General features: G+C 44.9%; 29 protein-coding genes. All 29 read left to right on the plus strand.

The genetic code is table 11. The annotated features are described in order from the left end of the window. A partial coding sequence (locus G6R09_RS19525; protein ID WP_240345805.1) for an EF-Tu/IF-2/RF-3 family GTPase occupies nucleotides 1-541 on the plus strand: 541 nt, incomplete at its 5' end. A 452-nt stretch (nucleotides 542-993) separates the two neighbouring features. Continuing rightward, entirely contained in the window at nucleotides 994-1,305 is a 312-nt protein-coding gene (gene rpsJ, locus G6R09_RS19530; protein ID WP_002541412.1) for a 30S ribosomal protein S10, read from the plus strand. Nucleotides 1,306-1,319: 14 nt separating this feature from the next. After that, the gene (gene rplC / locus G6R09_RS19535) at nucleotides 1,320-1,949 is read left to right on the plus strand and encodes a 50S ribosomal protein L3 (protein WP_065168438.1); all 630 of its coding nucleotides are present in this window, start codon (nucleotides 1,320-1,322) and stop codon (nucleotides 1,947-1,949) included. Nucleotides 1,950-1,965: 16 nt separating this feature from the next. Then, a complete protein-coding gene (gene rplD / locus G6R09_RS19540; protein WP_036789587.1) occupies nucleotides 1,966-2,568 on the plus strand; it encodes a 50S ribosomal protein L4 in 603 nt (200 codons plus the stop codon). Further along, complete coding sequence (gene rplW / locus G6R09_RS19545) at nucleotides 2,565-2,867, plus strand: 50S ribosomal protein L23 (protein WP_036789589.1); 303 nt, start codon at nucleotides 2,565-2,567, stop codon at nucleotides 2,865-2,867. The genes rplD and rplW overlap by 4 nt, the downstream gene beginning before the upstream one ends. 18 nt (nucleotides 2,868-2,885) lie before the next feature. Continuing rightward, entirely contained in the window at nucleotides 2,886-3,710 is an 825-nt protein-coding gene (rplB, locus tag G6R09_RS19550) for a 50S ribosomal protein L2 (RefSeq protein ID WP_036789591.1), read from the plus strand. A gap of 18 nt (nucleotides 3,711-3,728) precedes the next feature. After that, nucleotides 3,729-4,007: a 30S ribosomal protein S19 gene (gene rpsS / locus G6R09_RS19555; protein ID WP_005302795.1), complete on the plus strand. Its 279-nt coding sequence runs from the start codon at nucleotides 3,729-3,731 to the stop codon at nucleotides 4,005-4,007. 10 nt (nucleotides 4,008-4,017) lie between these two features. Next, nucleotides 4,018-4,350, plus strand: a complete 333-nt coding sequence (rplV, locus tag G6R09_RS19560) for a 50S ribosomal protein L22 (RefSeq protein ID WP_005302797.1) — start codon at nucleotides 4,018-4,020, stop codon at nucleotides 4,348-4,350. Nucleotides 4,351-4,369: 19 nt separating this feature from the next. After that, nucleotides 4,370-5,059, plus strand: coding sequence for a 30S ribosomal protein S3 (gene rpsC, locus G6R09_RS19565; protein ID WP_036789594.1), 690 nt, complete (start codon nucleotides 4,370-4,372; stop codon nucleotides 5,057-5,059). 11 nt (nucleotides 5,060-5,070) lie between these two features. Then, the gene (rplP, locus tag G6R09_RS19570; RefSeq protein ID WP_036789596.1) at nucleotides 5,071-5,481 is read left to right on the plus strand and encodes a 50S ribosomal protein L16; all 411 of its coding nucleotides are present in this window, start codon (nucleotides 5,071-5,073) and stop codon (nucleotides 5,479-5,481) included. After that, on the plus strand, nucleotides 5,481-5,672 hold the full coding sequence (gene rpmC, locus G6R09_RS19575; protein WP_036789604.1) for a 50S ribosomal protein L29: 192 nt from the start codon (nucleotides 5,481-5,483) through the stop codon (nucleotides 5,670-5,672). Before rplP ends, rpmC begins: the two co-directional genes overlap by 1 nt. Further along, complete coding sequence (rpsQ, locus tag G6R09_RS19580) at nucleotides 5,672-5,926, plus strand: 30S ribosomal protein S17 (protein WP_087846920.1); 255 nt, start codon at nucleotides 5,672-5,674, stop codon at nucleotides 5,924-5,926. Before rpmC ends, rpsQ begins: the two co-directional genes overlap by 1 nt. Nucleotides 5,927-6,091: 165 nt before the next feature. Next, nucleotides 6,092-6,463, plus strand: coding sequence for a 50S ribosomal protein L14 (gene rplN / locus G6R09_RS19585; RefSeq protein ID WP_036789609.1), 372 nt, complete (start codon nucleotides 6,092-6,094; stop codon nucleotides 6,461-6,463). Between the two features lie 12 nt (nucleotides 6,464-6,475). Continuing rightward, nucleotides 6,476-6,787, plus strand: coding sequence for a 50S ribosomal protein L24 (gene rplX / locus G6R09_RS19590; protein WP_036789611.1), 312 nt, complete (start codon nucleotides 6,476-6,478; stop codon nucleotides 6,785-6,787). Between the two features lie 15 nt (nucleotides 6,788-6,802). Beyond that, nucleotides 6,803-7,342 carry a 50S ribosomal protein L5 gene (gene rplE, locus G6R09_RS19595; protein ID WP_036789621.1) on the plus strand — a complete coding sequence of 180 codons (540 nt, stop codon included), beginning with the start codon at nucleotides 6,803-6,805 and terminating at the stop codon, nucleotides 7,340-7,342. 15 nt (nucleotides 7,343-7,357) lie between these two features. Continuing rightward, nucleotides 7,358-7,663 carry a 30S ribosomal protein S14 gene (gene rpsN, locus G6R09_RS19600; RefSeq protein ID WP_005370985.1) on the plus strand — a complete coding sequence of 102 codons (306 nt, stop codon included), beginning with the start codon at nucleotides 7,358-7,360 and terminating at the stop codon, nucleotides 7,661-7,663. 37 nt (nucleotides 7,664-7,700) lie between these two features. Beyond that, entirely contained in the window at nucleotides 7,701-8,093 is a 393-nt protein-coding gene (gene rpsH / locus G6R09_RS19605) for a 30S ribosomal protein S8 (protein ID WP_045032673.1), read from the plus strand. 12 nt (nucleotides 8,094-8,105) lie between these two features. Beyond that, on the plus strand, nucleotides 8,106-8,639 hold the full coding sequence (rplF, locus tag G6R09_RS19610) for a 50S ribosomal protein L6 (protein ID WP_065168439.1): 534 nt from the start codon (nucleotides 8,106-8,108) through the stop codon (nucleotides 8,637-8,639). A gap of 9 nt (nucleotides 8,640-8,648) precedes the next feature. Beyond that, the gene (gene rplR / locus G6R09_RS19615) at nucleotides 8,649-9,002 is read left to right on the plus strand and encodes a 50S ribosomal protein L18 (RefSeq protein WP_036789636.1); all 354 of its coding nucleotides are present in this window, start codon (nucleotides 8,649-8,651) and stop codon (nucleotides 9,000-9,002) included. Between the two features lie 12 nt (nucleotides 9,003-9,014). Then, nucleotides 9,015-9,512: a 30S ribosomal protein S5 gene (gene rpsE / locus G6R09_RS19620; RefSeq protein WP_061000881.1), complete on the plus strand. Its 498-nt coding sequence runs from the start codon at nucleotides 9,015-9,017 to the stop codon at nucleotides 9,510-9,512. 5 nt (nucleotides 9,513-9,517) lie between these two features. Next, entirely contained in the window at nucleotides 9,518-9,697 is a 180-nt protein-coding gene (gene rpmD, locus G6R09_RS19625; RefSeq protein WP_005302823.1) for a 50S ribosomal protein L30, read from the plus strand. A 5-nt stretch (nucleotides 9,698-9,702) separates the two neighbouring features. After that, nucleotides 9,703-10,137, plus strand: coding sequence for a 50S ribosomal protein L15 (gene rplO / locus G6R09_RS19630; protein WP_036789641.1), 435 nt, complete (start codon nucleotides 9,703-9,705; stop codon nucleotides 10,135-10,137). 22 nt (nucleotides 10,138-10,159) lie between these two features. Next, complete coding sequence (gene secY, locus G6R09_RS19635) at nucleotides 10,160-11,485, plus strand: preprotein translocase subunit SecY (protein ID WP_061000879.1); 1,326 nt, start codon at nucleotides 10,160-10,162, stop codon at nucleotides 11,483-11,485. Nucleotides 11,486-11,516: 31 nt separating this feature from the next. Further along, nucleotides 11,517-11,630 carry a 50S ribosomal protein L36 gene (gene rpmJ, locus G6R09_RS19640; protein ID WP_000868186.1) on the plus strand — a complete coding sequence of 38 codons (114 nt, stop codon included), beginning with the start codon at nucleotides 11,517-11,519 and terminating at the stop codon, nucleotides 11,628-11,630. A 145-nt stretch (nucleotides 11,631-11,775) separates the two neighbouring features. Continuing rightward, nucleotides 11,776-12,132, plus strand: a complete 357-nt coding sequence (rpsM, locus tag G6R09_RS19645; protein ID WP_005370966.1) for a 30S ribosomal protein S13 — start codon at nucleotides 11,776-11,778, stop codon at nucleotides 12,130-12,132. A gap of 19 nt (nucleotides 12,133-12,151) precedes the next feature. Continuing rightward, on the plus strand, nucleotides 12,152-12,541 hold the full coding sequence (rpsK, locus tag G6R09_RS19650) for a 30S ribosomal protein S11 (RefSeq protein WP_005370963.1): 390 nt from the start codon (nucleotides 12,152-12,154) through the stop codon (nucleotides 12,539-12,541). A 32-nt stretch (nucleotides 12,542-12,573) separates the two neighbouring features. Next, entirely contained in the window at nucleotides 12,574-13,194 is a 621-nt protein-coding gene (gene rpsD, locus G6R09_RS19655; protein ID WP_061000877.1) for a 30S ribosomal protein S4, read from the plus strand. Nucleotides 13,195-13,217: 23 nt separating this feature from the next. Next, a complete protein-coding gene (locus G6R09_RS19660; protein ID WP_036789646.1) occupies nucleotides 13,218-14,207 on the plus strand; it encodes a DNA-directed RNA polymerase subunit alpha in 990 nt (329 codons plus the stop codon). A 34-nt stretch (nucleotides 14,208-14,241) separates the two neighbouring features. Beyond that, nucleotides 14,242-14,625: a 50S ribosomal protein L17 gene (gene rplQ / locus G6R09_RS19665; protein WP_005370955.1), complete on the plus strand. Its 384-nt coding sequence runs from the start codon at nucleotides 14,242-14,244 to the stop codon at nucleotides 14,623-14,625. The last annotated feature ends 776 nt before the right edge of the window (nucleotides 14,626-15,401 follow it).

Consider the following 15,401-nt stretch of genomic DNA (forward strand, 5'->3'; position numbering starts at 1 on the left):
TGTGTATAAGAGACAGATCCAAGGCCGTGGTACTGTTGTAACTGGTCGTATTGRGCAAGGTATCGTACGTGTAGGTGACGAAGTTGCTATCATCGGTATCGTAGACACTATTACAACTACTTGTACTGGTGTTGAGATGTTCCGTAAGCTTCTTGACGAAGGYCGTGCTGGTGAGAACGTTGGTGTTCTTCTACGTGGTACTAAGCGTGATGACGTTCAACGTGGTCAAGTACTTGCTAAGCCAGGTTCAATCACTCCACACACAACTTTCACTTCAGAAATCTATGTTCTTTCTAAAGATGAAGGTGGTCGTCACACTCCTTTCTTCAAAGGTTACCGTCCACAGTTCTACTTCCGTACAACTGACGTAACTGGTACTATCGAGCTACCAGAAGGCGTTGAAATGGTAATGCCTGGTGATAACATCTCTATGACTGTTACTCTAATCGCACCTATCGCGATGGACGAAGGTCTACGTTTTGCTATCCGTGAAGGTGGCCGTACAGTTGGTGCTGGTGTTGTTGCAACTATCGTTGCTTAATAACATTTAGTACTTACGTACAAAAAAGGGAGCTTAGGCTCCCTTTTTTTATATGAATAACTACATGGATAGCGTCTTAAGCGAGTAGGGCTAGCAAATCATTACGATTATTGATATTTAAATTATTGATAATAAAGAGCAATAATTAGAATGTTGCTTATTTATCGATCAAGGCTTGATTTCAAAAATGTGATCTGTATAATGCTCGACACTGCCTGAGACGAAGTCTTGTAAGTGCTGTTGTGAACCAATAAGCGTTGAGGAGAAACTTACTACTGGCTTGCCAAGTATGTTTCATAATGAACACTCTGACTTATGTTCGCAGTCATTAAATTGGCTGACAATGCATCCGATAGGGATGCTACGTTCACATAAATCAATCGACATTCCTTCGTCTTTACGAACGTGAGTGGCGATATTGTTTGTGTAATTTTTATTTGGAGCTCTGTCTAATGCAGAACCAACGTATTCGTATCCGTCTAAAGGCGTTCGATCACCGTTTGATCGACCAGTCTACTGCGGAAATCGTTGAAACAGCTAAACGTACTGGCGCACAGGTTAAGGGTCCAATCCCTCTACCTACTCGCAAAGAACGTTTCACTGTTCTTATTTCTCCACACGTTAATAAGGACGCACGTGACCAGTACGAAATTCGTACACACAAGCGCCTTATCGACATCGTTGAGCCTACAGATAAAACTGTTGATGCTCTGATGCGTCTAGATCTAGCAGCTGGCGTTGACGTTCAGATCAGCCTAGGTTAAGGGGAGATAAGAGAATGATTGGTCTAATCGGTCGTAAAGTGGGCATGACCCGCATCTTTACCGAAGATGGCATTTCTATTCCAGTTACTGTTGTTGAAGTTGAAAACAACCGCGTTACTCAGGTTAAATCTGTAGAAACTGACGGTTACAACGCTATTCAAGTAACAGCTGGAACTAAGAAAGCTAGCCGCGTATCTAAGCCAGAAGCTGGTCACTTTGCGAAAGCAGGTGTAGAAGCTGGTCGCGGTCTTTGGGAATTCCGTCTAGAAAATAATGAAGAATTCGCAGTTGGCGCTGAGCTAAATGTTGAAATCTTTAACGAAATTAAAAAAGTAGACGTTACTGGTACATCTAAAGGTAAGGGCTTCCAAGGTGCTATTAAGCGCTGGAACTTCCGTACTCAAGATATGACCCATGGTAACTCCTTGTCTCACCGCGCTCCGGGTTCAATTGGCCAATGTCAAACTCCAGGTCGTGTATTTAAAGGCAAGAAAATGGCTGGTCACATGGGTGCTGAGCGTGTAACGACTCAAAACCTAGAGATCGTACGTGTTGACGCTGAGCGCAATCTGCTTCTTATTAAAGGTGCAGTCCCTGGTGCTACAGGCGGTAACGTGATCGTTAAACCAGCTGTTAAAGCGTAACGTCGAGGAGTTAGTAATGGAATTGGTAGTCAAAGGCGCTAACGCGCTAACTGTCTCCGAAACTACTTTTGGGCGTGATTTCAATGAAGCGCTTGTACACCAAGTAGTTGTTGCATTTGCAGCAGGTGCTCGTCAGGGTACACGTGCTCAGAAGACTCGTTCAGACGTTTCTGGTGGTGGCGCTAAGCCATGGCGCCAGAAAGGTACTGGTCGCGCTCGTGCAGGTACAATCCGCAGTCCGCTATGGCGTTCTGGTGGTGTTACTTTCGCTGCTCGTCCTCAGGATCACAGCCAAAAAGTAAACAAGAAAATGTACCGCGGTGCTATGAAGAGCATTCTTTCTGAGTTAGTTCGTCAAGAGCGTTTAATCGTTGTTGAAAACTTCACTCTAGAAGCACCAAAGACAAAAGCACTAGTTGCTAAGCTTAAAGAGCTTGAGCTAACTGATGCACTAATCGTAACTGGCGAACTAGATGAGAATCTATTCCTTGCAGCACGTAACCTATACAAAGTAGACGTACGTGATGCAGCGGCAATCGATCCAGTTAGCTTGATCGCTTTCGATAAAATTGTAATGACTGCAGCTGCAGTTAAAGCAATTGAGGAGATGCTAGCATGATCACTGAAGAGCGTATTTTAAAAGTTCTACGTGCTCCGCACATCTCTGAAAAAGCATCAATGGCTGCTGAAAACGCGAATACTATCGTGTTTAAAGTTGCTATTACTGCGACAAAGAGAGAGATCAAAGCAGCAGTTGAAAAACTGTTTGAGGTTGAAGTTAAGTCTGTAAATACTCTTATCACTAAGGGTAAGACCAAACGTCAAGGTATGCGCCAAGGCCGTCGTTCAGACGTGAAGAAAGCGTATGTTATCTTGAAAGAAGGTCAAGACATCGACTTCGCTGGTAGTGCAGAGTAAGGCTAGGAGCAAAGAAGAATGGCTATTGTAAAATGTAAGCCGACTTCCCCAGGTCGTCGCCACGTAGTAAAAGTGGTTAACTCTGACCTGCATAAGGGTAAGCCGTACGCACCACTACTAGAGAAAAACTCTAAGTCAGGTGGTCGTAACAATAACGGTCGTATCACAGTACGTCATATCGGTGGTGGTAACAAACAACATTACCGTCTAATTGACTTTAAACGTACTAAAGATGGCATCCCAGCGAAAGTTGAGCGTCTAGAATACGATCCAAACCGTAGCGCAAACATTGCTCTAGTTCTGTACGCAGACGGTGAGCGCCGCTACATTATCGCACCTAAAGGTATCCAAGCTGGTGATATGATCCAGTCTGGCGAAGATGCTGCTATCAAAGTTGGTAACACGTTACCAATGCGCAACATCCCAGTAGGTTCAACAGTACACTGTGTTGAACTTAAGCCTGGTAAAGGTGCACAGCTGGCTCGTTCAGCTGGTGCATACGCTCAGATCATTGCACGTGCAGGCACTTATGTGACTCTACGTCTACGTTCTGGTGAAATGCGTAAAGTTCTTGCTGACGGTCGTGCGACTCTAGGTGAAGTTGGTAACGCAGAACACATGCTACGTGAGCTAGGTAAAGCTGGTGCTTCACGCTGGCGCGGTGTTCGTCCAACTGTACGTGGTGTTGTAATGAACCCAGTGGATCACCCACACGGTGGTGGTGAAGGTCGTACATCAGGCGGTCGTCATCCAGTAACACCTTGGGGCGTTCCAACTAAGGGTTATAAGACTCGTAGCAACAAGCGCACCGACAAGTACATCGTACGTCGTCGTAATAAGTAATTATAAAGAGGATACGCCATGCCACGTTCTCTCAAGAAAGGTCCATTCATTGACCTACACTTGCTGAAGAAGGTAGAGAAAGCGTTGGAAAGCGGAGACAAAAAGCCTGTTAAGACTTGGTCCCGTCGCTCAATGATCATCCCTCAGATGATCGGTTTGACCATCGCTGTCCATAATGGTCGTCAGCACGTTCCTGTTTTCGTTTCTGAAGAAATGATCGGTCACAAGCTAGGCGAATTTGCACCAACACGTACTTACCGCGGTCATGCTGCGGATAAGAAAGCTAAAAAGCGCTAAGGAGTAGGTAATGGAAGCTATCGCTAAACATCGCTTTGCTCGCATCTCGCCGCAAAAAGCTCGTTTGGTTGCAGATCAACTGCGCGGTAAGCCAGTTGCTCAAGCTCTAGAAATTCTTAACTTCAGCAACAAAAAAGCTGCTGATTTAATCAAGAAAGTTCTAGAGTCAGCTATCGCTAACGCAGAACACAACGAAGGCGCAGACATTGATGATCTTAATGTTGCTAAAATCTTCGTTGACGAAGGTCCTACCATGAAGCGTATTATGCCTCGTGCTAAAGGCCGTGCCGATCGCATCTTGAAGCGTTCTAGCCACATCACTGTTGTTGTAGCAGACCGCTAAGAGACTAGGAGAGAAAGCAATGGGTCAGAAAGTACATCCTAATGGTATTCGTTTAGGCATCTGTAAGCCTTGGAATACCACTTGGTTTGCTAACAGCCAAGAATTCGCTGACAACCTAGACGGCGATTTCAAGGTACGCCAGTTCCTTACTAAGGAACTAGCAAAAGCATCTCTATCACGCATCGTTATCGAGCGTCCTGCTAAGAGCATCCGTGTGACTATTCACACTGCTCGTCCAGGCGTAGTAATCGGTAAGAAAGGCGAAGACGTAGAGAAACTACGTGCAGCAGTTGCGAAGATCGCGGGCGTTCCAGCTCAGATCAACATCGCTGAAGTACGTAAACCAGAACTAGATGGTCAACTAGTAGCAGACAGCATTTCGTCTCAACTAGAGCGTCGTGTTATGTTCCGTCGCGCGATGAAGCGTGCAGTTCAAAACGCTATGCGTCTTGGCGCTAAGGGTATCAAAGTTGAAGTAAGCGGCCGTCTAGGCGGTGCTGAAATCGCACGTACTGAGTGGTACCGTGAAGGCCGTGTGCCTCTACACACTCTTCGTGCTGACATTGATTACGCAACTTCTTCGGCTCACACCCAATACGGTGTTATCGGCGTTAAAGTTTGGATCTTCAAAGGTGAAGTTCTAGGCGGCATGCCGGTTGAAGAGCCAAAGGCTGACAAGCCTAAGAAGCAGCGCAAAAGCCGTAAATAAGGAGTTTATTGATGCTGCAACCTAAACGCACTAAATTCCGCAAGGCCTTTAAAGGTCGTAACCGCGGTTTAGCGAACGGTACTGATGTAAGCTTTGGTCAATTTGGTCTTAAAGCTGTTGGTCGTGGTCGACTAACTGCTCGTCAGATCGAAGCTGCACGTCGTGCTATGACTCGTCATGTAAAACGTCAGGGCCAAATCTGGATTCGTGTATTCCCAGACAAACCAATCACATCTAAGCCTCTTGAAGTTCGTCAAGGTAAAGGTAAGGGTAGTGTGGAGTACTGGGTTGCACAAATTCAACCAGGTAAAGTTCTATACGAAATGGGTGGTGTTCCTGAAGCACTAGCTCGTGAAGCATTTAATCTTGCTGCACGTAAGCTACCAATCAAGACAACATTCGTAATTAAGGCGGTGATGTGATGAATGCACTAGATCTACGCGCTAAAAGCGTTGAAGAGCTTAATGCAGAGCTTGTGAATTTGCTACGTGAACAGTTTAACTTGCGCATGCAAGCTGCGACTGGTCAACTACAGCAGACTCATAATCTTAAAACTGTACGTCGTGATATCGCACGTGTTAAAACTGTACTGACTGAGAAGGCTGGCGCATAATGAGCGATCAAATCCGTACTCAGCTTGGTCGTGTAGTTAGCAACAAAGGCGATAAGTCTCTTGTTGTTGCTATCGAGCGTAAAGTGAAGCACCCGATCTACGGTAAGTACATCACACGCACGACTAAGCTTCATGCACATGACGAAAACAACGAATGTGGCCTAGGCGACATGGTTGAAGTTCGCGAGTGCCGTCCAATGTCAAAGACTAAGTCTTGGACACTGGTACGCGTAGTTGAAAAAGCACGTATCTAATTACTGACTTTTCAGCTGTTTAAGTAAGCGGCCCTGAAAAACTTAGGGCCGTTCATTTTTTTATCTACCCATCGGTCGAAAATGGTGTTATTATTCGCCGCCTTTGAAGAAAAGGCATATCGACTCGATTTGGGTCTAGATGTTTTAAATTAGCGGAGCACTAACATGATCCAAATGCAAAGTATGCTTGATGCTGCGGATAACTCCGGCGCACGTAGCGTAATGTGTATTAAGGTTCTGGGTGGTTCTCACCGTCGCTATGCACATATCGGTGACATCATCAAGATTACTGTAAAGGAAGCAATTCCACGCGGTAAAGTTAAGAAAGGTGATGTCCTGAAAGCGGTGGTTGTACGCACCCGTAAAGGCGTTCGTCGTCAAGATGGCTCTGTCATTCGCTTTGACCGTAATGCTTGCGTATTGTTGAACGACACTACTGAGCAACCTATCGGTACCCGTATCTTTGGCCCTGTGACTCGTGAACTTCGTAATACGAAATTCATGAAGATTGTATCACTAGCGCCAGAAGTACTTTAAGGAGCGACTATAATGGCAGCTAAAATCCGTCGTAACGACGAAGTTATCATTCTTGCTGGTAAAGATAAAGGCAAGACTGGTAAGGTAACTAAGGTTCTAGCAACCGGTAAAGTTATCGTTGAAGGTATTAACATGGTTAAGAAACACCAGAAGCCGGTTCCGGCAATGGGTGTTCAAGGCGGTATTGTTGAGCAGGAAGCTGCGATCGATGCGTCTAATGTTGCTATCGTTAACGGTCAAGGTAAAGCGGACCGTGTAGGCTTCCGATTTGAAGACGACAAAAAAGTTCGTTTCTTTAAATCGACTGGCGAAACTATCAAGTAAGTTTGGAGTAGTACTATGGCGAAACTGCATGATTACTACAAAGAGACTGTTGTAAAAGACCTTGCTGGCAAGTTCGAATACAAGAGTATCATGCAAGTCCCAAGGATCGAAAAGATCACACTTAACATGGGTGTGGGCGAAGCTATCAACGACAAGAAGCTGCTAGAAAATGCTGCTGCTGACATGACTGCAATTGCAGGTCAGAAGCCGCTAATCACAGTAGCACGCAAGTCAGTTGCAGGCTTTAAGATCCGTGAGGGCTACCCTATTGGCTGTAAAGTAACCTTACGTGGCGAGCGTATGTGGGACTTTTTCGAGCGTCTAATTTCAATTGCTGTACCTCGTATTCGAGATTTCCGTGGTTTAAACCCGAAATCATTCGATGGTCGTGGTAACTACAGCATGGGCGTTCGTGAGCAGATCATCTTCCCAGAAATCGATTTCGATAAAGTAGATCGTGTACGTGGTTTAGATATCACAATCACAACTTCTGCTAAATCTGATGAAGAAGCTCTAGCTCTACTGTCTGCTTTTAACTTCCCATTCCGTAAGTAAAAGTAAGGGTTACTAATGGCTAAAGAATCAATGAAGGCACGTGAAGCTAAACGTGCCAAGCTAGTAGCTAAGTTCGCTGAAAAGCGTGCTGCGCTAAAAGCTCTAATTAGCGACGTGAATGCGTCTGAAGAAGATCGCTGGAATGCAGTGCTTAAGCTTCAGTCACTACCACGTGATTCTGCGAAGTCTCGTCAGCGTAATCGCTGTAACCAGACTGGACGTCCACACGGCTACCTACGTAAGTTCGGTCTTAGCCGTATCAAGGTTCGTGAAGCTTGCATGAAAGGCGAGATTCCGGGTCTACGTAAAGCAAGCTGGTAATACCAGTAAGCAATTCAGAATCACGGAGTATTAACTTATGAGCATGCAAGATCCGATTTCGGATATGCTGACCCGTCTTCGTAACGGTCAGGCAGCGAAAAAAGTTGCTGTTAAAATGCCATCTTCTAAGCTTAAAGTTGCAATTGCAGCATTATTACAAGAAGAAGGTTTCGTGGCAGACTACACTGTAACAGGTGAAGTTAAGCCAGAGCTAGAAGTTACTCTTAAGTACTTCGAAGCTAACCCAGTTATTGAGCAAATCCAACGTGTATCACGTCCTGGTCTACGCATCTACAAGAAAAAAGGTGCGCTACCATCAGTGATGGGTGGCCTTGGTATTGCTATCGTTTCCACTTCCAAGGGTCTTATGACCGACCGCGCTGCACGCAAAGCGGGTCTTGGCGGTGAGATTATCTGCTACGTAGCATAATAGGAGTAGAACATGTCTCGTGTTGCAAAAGCACCAGTAGTTTTCCCTGCCGGCGTAGAAGTTAAGCTTAACGGTCAGGAAATTACTGTTAAAGGTTCAAAAGGCGAATTAGTTCGTGTTATGAATCCAGCAGTAGTTCTAACTTTGGAAGAGAACAAAGTTACTTTCGGTCCTCGTGAAGGGTTCGATAAAGCTTGGGCACAAGCAGGTACTGCTCGTGCACTAGTTAACAACATGGTTGTTGGTGTTACCGAAGGCTTCACTAAGAAGCTGACTCTTAAGGGTGTAGGTTACCGTGCTGCTATTAAAGGCAACGCTGTAGGTCTAACTCTAGGTTTCTCTCATCCAGTTGAGCACGAACTTCCAGCAGGTATCAAAGCTGAATGTCCATCACAAACTGAAATCGTACTTACGGGTACTGATAAGCAGGTTGTTGGTCAGGTAGCTGCTGATATTCGCGCTTACCGTAGCCCTGAACCTTATAAAGGTAAAGGTGTTCGTTACGCCGACGAAGTTGTGCGTACTAAAGAAGCTAAGAAGAAGTAAGGTAACACTATGGATAAGAAAGCATCTCGTATCCGTCGTGCGACCCGAGCACGTCGTAAGATTGCTGAACTGGGCGCAACTCGCCTAGTTGTACACCGTACTCCACGTCACGTGTACGCTCAGGTAATCGCACCGAACGGCTCTGAGGTTATCGCAGCCGCTTCTACTTTAGAAAAAGCGATCCGTGAGCAAGTTAAGAGTACCGGAAACAAAGACGCTGCTGCAGTTGTAGGTAAAACTATTGCTGAGCGCGCGATTGAAAAAGGCATCTCTAACGTTGCATTTGATCGCTCTGGTTTCCAATACCACGGCCGTATCGCGACACTAGCAGAAGCTGCTCGTGAAGCTGGTCTGAAATTCTAAGGTAGGCGGAAGATGGCTAACGAAAAGACACAATCAGATTTGAATGAAAAACTGATCGCTGTTAACCGTGTTTCAAAAACGGTTAAAGGTGGTCGTATTTTCAGCTTTACTGCACTAACAGTAGTTGGTGACGGTAACGGTCGCATCGGTTTTGGTTACGGTAAAGCACGTGAAGTGCCTGCTGCAATCCAGAAAGCGATGGAAAAAGCACGTCGTAACATGGTTACGATCGCAATCAACGAAGGTACTCTTCACCACGCTGTTAAAGGCCGTCACACTGGTTCTCAAGTGTACATGCAGCCTGCATCAGAAGGTACTGGTATCATCGCCGGTGGCGCAATGCGTGCAGTGCTAGAAGTTGCGGGTATCCGTAACGTACTAGCAAAAACATACGGTTCTACTAACCCAATCAACGTTGTTCGCGCAACGATTGCTGGTTTAAGTGGAATGAACTCTCCAGAAATGATCGCTGCAAAACGTGGTCTTTCTGTTAAAGAAATTCTGGAGTAATCGACATGGCTAAAACTATTAAAGTAACCCAAACAAAGAGCTCTATCGGTCGTTTACCGAAGCATAAAGCTACTTTGCGCGGCCTAGGCCTTCGTCGCATCAACCACACTGTTGAACTTGAAGATACTGCTTGCGTACGCGGCATGATCAATAAAGTTTACTACATGGTTAAAGTTGAGGAGTAATCAGTATGCGTTTGAATACTCTATCACCGGCTGCTGGTTCTAAGCCTTCTGCGAAGCGCGTAGGCCGTGGTATCGGTTCAGGTCTAGGTAAAACTTGTGGCCGTGGTGTTAAAGGTCAGAAATCACGTTCAGGTGGTTCTGTTCGCCCAGGTTTTGAAGGCGGTCAAATGCCTTTGAAACAGCGTCTACCAAAGTTCGGTTTTACGTCTCGTAAGAGCCTAGTAACAGCTGAAGTTCGTCTAGCAGAGCTAGCGAAAGTTGAAGGTGATGTTGTAAGCCTTGAAACACTAAAAGCTGCGAATGTTATCACTAAGGACATTAAGTTCGTGAAAGTTGTACTTTCTGGTGATATCGCTCGTTCAGTAACAGTGAAAGGCCTACGCGTTACTAAAGGCGCTTTAGCTGCTATCGAAGCTGCTGGCGGTAAAATCGAGGAATAATTAACTCGAGGATGAGGTACAGATGGCTAAACAACCAGGACAAGATTTTCGTAGTGGACAAGGTGGCCTAGCAGAGCTTAAGTCACGCCTTCTCTTTGTATTAGGTGCGATATTAATATTCCGAGCTGGATCCTTTGTGCCTATTCCTGGTATTGACGCTACTGTACTTGCCAGTCTGTTCGAGCAGCAAAAGGGTACCATCATTGAGATGTTTAACATGTTCTCTGGTGGTGCACTCTCGCGTGCTTCTATTTTAGCTCTGGGCATAATGCCGTATATTTCTGCGTCCATTATTGTCCAGTTGCTAACAGTAGTTCATCCAGCCTTGGCTGAGTTGAAGAAAGAAGGTGAAGCTGGCCGTCGTAAGATTAGTCAGTACACCCGATACGGTACGCTTGTATTGGCAACCTTCCAAGCAATTGGTATTGCAACGGGGTTACCAAGTATGATTCCAGGCCTGGTACATAATCCAGGTCCTAGTTTCTATTTTGTTGCCGTGGTTAGTTTGGTTACTGGTACCATGTTCTTAATGTGGTTAGGTGAGCAAGTTACCGAGCGTGGCATTGGTAACGGTATATCTGTGATTATTTTCACTGGTATCGTTGCTGGTTTGCCGCCAGCTATTGGACAGACCGTAGAGCAAGCGCGTCAAGGTGAATTGCACGTACTTCTTCTACTGTTAATTGCGGTTATATCTTTTGCTGTGATTTACTTTGTAGTGTTCATGGAACGTGGTCAACGTCGTATCGTCGTTAACTACGCCAAGCGTCAACAAGGCCGTCGTGTCTTTGCTGCGCAGAGCACACACTTGCCGTTGAAAATCAACATGGCCGGTGTAATCCCAGCAATTTTCGCATCGAGTATTATTCTGTTTCCAGGCACACTGGCTCAGTGGTTTGGACAAAGTGAAGGTCTTGGCTGGTTAAGTGATATTTCACTTGCTCTTAGTCCAGGACAGCCACTTTATGTAATGCTCTACGCTGCTGCAATTATTTTCTTCTGTTTCTTCTATACCGCGTTGGTGTTTAACCCTCGCGAGACAGCTGATAACTTGAAGAAGTCTGGAGCATTCATACCTGGTATTCGCCCGGGTGAACAGACCGCAATGTACATTGATAAAGTAATGACTCGACTAACCCTTGCGGGTGCGTTGTATATCACCTTTATCTGTCTGATCCCCGAGTTCATGATGATTGCATGGAACGTACGCTTTTATTTCGGCGGTACTTCCTTACTAATCGTAGTTGTTGTTATCATGGATTTCATGGCTCAAGTTCAGACACATTTGATGTCTCAACAATATGAGTCAGTATTGAAAAAAGCTAATCTAAAAGGCTACGGCCGCTAAGTTTAGTTTTCCATATTTACGGAGTTTAGCAATGAAAGTTCGTGCTTCCGTTAAGAAAATCTGCCGTAACTGTAAAGTTATCAAGCGCAACGGTGTTGTGCGTGTAATTTGCAGTGAGCCAAAGCATAAACAACGCCAAGGCTAATTAGCAGAAATATTTCTTGCAAATTGAAGATAGGTTGGCTAAATTAGTCAACCATCTTTTGTTATGTGCAAAAGAATTGTACCACCGCTGCGTATCCTGAACGGGCTCTGCAGCGGTTATTCTTGTAAAGTACTAGGAGTGAATAGTGGCCCGTATTGCAGGCATTAACATTCCTGATCAGAAACACGCTGTAATCGCATTAACTGCGATTTACGGCATCGGTAAGACTCGTTCTCAAGCTATTCTAGCTGAGACTGGTATTGCTGAAGATGTTAAGATCAGTGAACTAACTGAAGAACAGATCGATCTACTGCGTGATGGTGTAGCTAAGTACACTGTAGAAGGTGATCTTCGTCGTGAAATTTCCATGAACATCAAGCGCCTTATGGACCTTGGTTGTTACCGTGGTCTTCGTCACCGTCGCAGTCTACCTCTTCGTGGACAGCGTACTAAAACCAACGCACGTACCCGCAAGGGTCCGCGCAAGCCGATCAAAAAATAGTCGGATAAGGTAGAGTACAATGGCAAAACAACCAACTCGCGCTCGTAAGCGCGTACGCAAGCAAGTAGCCGATGGCGTTGCGCACATCCATGCTTCTTTCAACAACACAATCGTAACCATTACTGACCGTCAAGGTAATGCTCTTTCATGGGCAACTGCAGGTGGTTCAGGTTTCCGTGGTTCTCGTAAATCTACTCCGTTCGCTGCACAGGTTGCTGCTGAGCGTTGTGGTGAAATGGCCAAAGAATATGGCGTTAAGAACCTAGAAGTTATGGTTAAGGGCCCTGGTCCTGGTCGTGAGTCTACAATCCGCGCTCTAAACGCAGCGGGTTTCCGTATCACTAACATTGTTGATGCGACTCCGATCCCTCATAACGGTTGTCGTCCACCTAAGAAACGTCGCGTATAACGTTTAGTTTCTAGGAATATTGGAGAAAGAAAATGGCAAGATATTTGGGTCCTAAGCTAAAGCTTAGCCGTCGCGAAGGCACTGACTTATTCCTTAAGTCTGGTGTACGTGCGATTGATACCAAGTGTAAGATTGATAACGCTCCGGGCCAACATGGTGCTCGTCGCGGTCGTCTATCTGATTACGGCGTTCAGCTTCGTGAGAAGCAGAAAGTTCGTCGTACATATGGCGTACTAGAAAAACAATTCCGTAACTACTACAAGACAGCTGCCCGCATCAAGGGTAACACAGGTGAAAACCTGCTTCAGCTTCTTGAAGGTCGTTTAGATAACGTAGTTTACCGCATGGGCTTTGGTGCAACTCGCGCTGAATCTCGTCAATTGGTAAGCCACAAAGCGATTCTAGTTAACGGTCAAGTCGTAAACGTTCCTTCTTTCAAGGTAGCGGCAAACGACGTTGTTAGCATTCGTGAGAAAGCTAAGAACCAAGCACGCATTAAAGCAGCTCTTGAAGTTGCTACACAGCGTGAACTACCGACTTGGGTCGAAGTAGACAGCAGCAAGATGGAAGGTACGTTTAAGCGTCTTCCAGAACGTTCTGATTTGTCTGCCGACATCAACGAACACCTGATCGTCGAGCTTTACTCTAAGTAAGGCTACAGTTAAGAGAGGACACAATGCAGGGTTCTGTAACAGAATTTCTTAAGCCGCGTCTAGTTGACATCGAACAAGTTAGCTCTACGCACGCAAAAGTAACTCTAGAGCCGTTGGAGCGTGGTTTTGGCCACACTCTAGGAAACGCTCTTCGTCGTATTTTGCTATCTTCAATGCCAGGTTGTGCTGTAACTGAAGTAGAAATCGACGGTGTGTTACATGAGTACAGCACCAAAGAAGGCGTTCAGGAGGATATCCTTGAAATTCTTCTTAACCTTAAAGGTCTAGCCGTTAAGGTTGAGGGTAAAGATGAAGTTATTCTTACTCTGAACAAATCTGGTGCAGGCCCTGTTGTTGCAGGTGACATCACCCATGATGGTGATGTTGAGATTGCGAACCCAGAACACGTAATCTGCCATCTAACTGATGACAATGCTGAATTAAGCATGCGCATCAAGGTAGAACGTGGTCGCGGCTACGTACCAGCATCAGCTCGTATTCACACTGAAGAAGATGAGCGTCCAATTGGTCGTTTGTTAGTAGATGCTACTTACAGCCCAGTGGACCGTATCGCTTACGCGGTAGAGGCAGCACGTGTAGAACAACGTACTGACCTAGACAAGCTAGTAATCGATATGGAGACTAATGGTACTCTTGATCCTGAGGAAGCTATCCGTCGTGCAGCAACAATTCTTGCTGAACAATTGGATGCATTTGTAGATCTTCGTGATGTACGAGTTCCTGAAGAGAAAGAAGAGAAGCCGGAGTTCGATCCGATCCTACTGCGTCCTGTAGACGATCTTGAACTAACTGTTCGCTCTGCTAACTGTCTGAAAGCAGAAGCGATCCATTACATCGGTGATCTTGTTCAGCGTACCGAGGTTGAGCTTCTTAAAACGCCAAACCTTGGTAAGAAGTCTTTGACAGAAATCAAAGATGTATTAGCTTCTCGTGGTCTATCTCTAGGTATGCGCCTAGAAAACTGGCCACCTGCATCAATCGCTGAAGATTAACAGTTTACTGATATCTAGTTAGAAGGATTAGGTCATGCGCCATCGTAAGAGTGGTCGTCAACTCAACCGCAACAGCAGTCATCGTAAAGCGATGTTCAGCAACATGGCTAGCTCTCTGGTACGTCACGAATTAATTAAGACTACCTTGCCTAAAGCAAAAGAGCTACGTCGCGTAATTGAGCCTTTGATTACCCTAGCTAAGACCGACAGTGTTGCTAACCGTCGTCTTGCATTCGCTCGTACTCGTGATAACGAAGTTGTTGCGAAATTATTTAATGAACTAGGTCCACGCTTCGCAGCGCGTCCTGGTGGTTACACTCGTATCATGAAGTGCGGTTTCCGTACTGGTGATAAAGCTCCTATGGCTTACATCGAGTTATTAGACCGTCCTGCAAAGGAAGAAGCTGCTGCTGAATAAGCACTAGCCATTAAATAAGAAGAAAGCCGAGTCCTTGGACTCGGCTTTTTTTTTGATATTTTATTGTAATTAATTCCAAACTATCATTTTCTACTTCTACTTCTACTTCTACTTCTACTTCTACTTCTATAATAGTGAATAATTTTCTAACAGTACTCGCTTGAAGCGCTATCGATGATAGTTACCGATGACAACTAACGATTTTTTATTTTGATTTTCACCTTTTTAGTTGTTGATTGTAAAAATCATCATTACTAATTGCTGCTATAGATGAAATTAGAACAGATAATAATAACGATATTGTTATCTTAGAAGTGCTTTAAAAATTGTATTCAGCGTAGTTGTGAGTGTAAAAGTAACAGTTATATTCAATTTGATTTAAATTTGAGCAAACGATTTTATTTATTAAAAATATGCTTGTCAGCAGATAAAATCTCCCTATAATGCGACCTCACTGACACGGACAACGGCGCAAGCGGTTACCGAAAGTCAGTATTGTTCTTTAACAATTTGACCATGCAATCTGTGTGGGCACTCGTTGAATAGTTAAGTCGAAAGATTTATCAATGAACTGAGTGACCAATACAAATAACCTAATCTATTTATAGAGAAGATTGTTTGGCACAGTCAATTCATTATCGTTCTGTTGGAACGATAATAGCTTTAAAATTACTAAGGTAGTTTTGAAGTCAGTATTCATTGAGCCGTCTCGAAAGARACAACAAAACTTTAATTGAAGAGTTTGATCATGGCTCAGATTGAACGCTGGCGGCAGG

It is taken from the genome of Photobacterium sp. Alg240-V54, from assembly GCF_900537155.1.
Classification (GTDB): domain Bacteria; phylum Pseudomonadota; class Gammaproteobacteria; order Enterobacterales; family Vibrionaceae; genus Photobacterium.

Bases quoted from the DNA above. Each gene is read 5' to 3' on its own strand.
- rpsJ (WP_002541412.1), top strand. From the start codon at position 994: ATGCAGAACCAACGTATTCGTATCCGTCTAAAGGCGTTCGATCACCGT.
- rplC (WP_065168438.1), top strand. From the start codon at position 1,320: ATGATTGGTCTAATCGGTCGTAAAGTGGGCATGACCCGCATCTTTACC.
- rplD (WP_036789587.1), top strand. From the start codon at position 1,966: ATGGAATTGGTAGTCAAAGGCGCTAACGCGCTAACTGTCTCCGAAACT.
- rplW (WP_036789589.1), top strand. From the start codon at position 2,565: ATGATCACTGAAGAGCGTATTTTAAAAGTTCTACGTGCTCCGCACATC.
- rplB (WP_036789591.1), top strand. From the start codon at position 2,886: ATGGCTATTGTAAAATGTAAGCCGACTTCCCCAGGTCGTCGCCACGTA.
- rpsS (WP_005302795.1), top strand. From the start codon at position 3,729: ATGCCACGTTCTCTCAAGAAAGGTCCATTCATTGACCTACACTTGCTG.
- rplV (WP_005302797.1), top strand. From the start codon at position 4,018: ATGGAAGCTATCGCTAAACATCGCTTTGCTCGCATCTCGCCGCAAAAA.
- rpsC (WP_036789594.1), top strand. From the start codon at position 4,370: ATGGGTCAGAAAGTACATCCTAATGGTATTCGTTTAGGCATCTGTAAG.
- rplP (WP_036789596.1), top strand. From the start codon at position 5,071: ATGCTGCAACCTAAACGCACTAAATTCCGCAAGGCCTTTAAAGGTCGT.
- rpmC (WP_036789604.1), top strand. From the start codon at position 5,481: ATGAATGCACTAGATCTACGCGCTAAAAGCGTTGAAGAGCTTAATGCA.
- rpsQ (WP_087846920.1), top strand. From the start codon at position 5,672: ATGAGCGATCAAATCCGTACTCAGCTTGGTCGTGTAGTTAGCAACAAA.
- rplN (WP_036789609.1), top strand. From the start codon at position 6,092: ATGATCCAAATGCAAAGTATGCTTGATGCTGCGGATAACTCCGGCGCA.
- rplX (WP_036789611.1), top strand. From the start codon at position 6,476: ATGGCAGCTAAAATCCGTCGTAACGACGAAGTTATCATTCTTGCTGGT.
- rplE (WP_036789621.1), top strand. From the start codon at position 6,803: ATGGCGAAACTGCATGATTACTACAAAGAGACTGTTGTAAAAGACCTT.
- rpsN (WP_005370985.1), top strand. From the start codon at position 7,358: ATGGCTAAAGAATCAATGAAGGCACGTGAAGCTAAACGTGCCAAGCTA.
- rpsH (WP_045032673.1), top strand. From the start codon at position 7,701: ATGAGCATGCAAGATCCGATTTCGGATATGCTGACCCGTCTTCGTAAC.
- rplF (WP_065168439.1), top strand. From the start codon at position 8,106: ATGTCTCGTGTTGCAAAAGCACCAGTAGTTTTCCCTGCCGGCGTAGAA.
- rplR (WP_036789636.1), top strand. From the start codon at position 8,649: ATGGATAAGAAAGCATCTCGTATCCGTCGTGCGACCCGAGCACGTCGT.
- rpsE (WP_061000881.1), top strand. From the start codon at position 9,015: ATGGCTAACGAAAAGACACAATCAGATTTGAATGAAAAACTGATCGCT.
- rpmD (WP_005302823.1), top strand. From the start codon at position 9,518: ATGGCTAAAACTATTAAAGTAACCCAAACAAAGAGCTCTATCGGTCGT.
- rplO (WP_036789641.1), top strand. From the start codon at position 9,703: ATGCGTTTGAATACTCTATCACCGGCTGCTGGTTCTAAGCCTTCTGCG.
- secY (WP_061000879.1), top strand. From the start codon at position 10,160: ATGGCTAAACAACCAGGACAAGATTTTCGTAGTGGACAAGGTGGCCTA.
- rpmJ (WP_000868186.1), top strand. From the start codon at position 11,517: ATGAAAGTTCGTGCTTCCGTTAAGAAAATCTGCCGTAACTGTAAAGTT.
- rpsK (WP_005370963.1), top strand. From the start codon at position 12,152: ATGGCAAAACAACCAACTCGCGCTCGTAAGCGCGTACGCAAGCAAGTA.
- rpsD (WP_061000877.1), top strand. From the start codon at position 12,574: ATGGCAAGATATTTGGGTCCTAAGCTAAAGCTTAGCCGTCGCGAAGGC.
- G6R09_RS19660 (WP_036789646.1), top strand. From the start codon at position 13,218: ATGCAGGGTTCTGTAACAGAATTTCTTAAGCCGCGTCTAGTTGACATC.
- rplQ (WP_005370955.1), top strand. From the start codon at position 14,242: ATGCGCCATCGTAAGAGTGGTCGTCAACTCAACCGCAACAGCAGTCAT.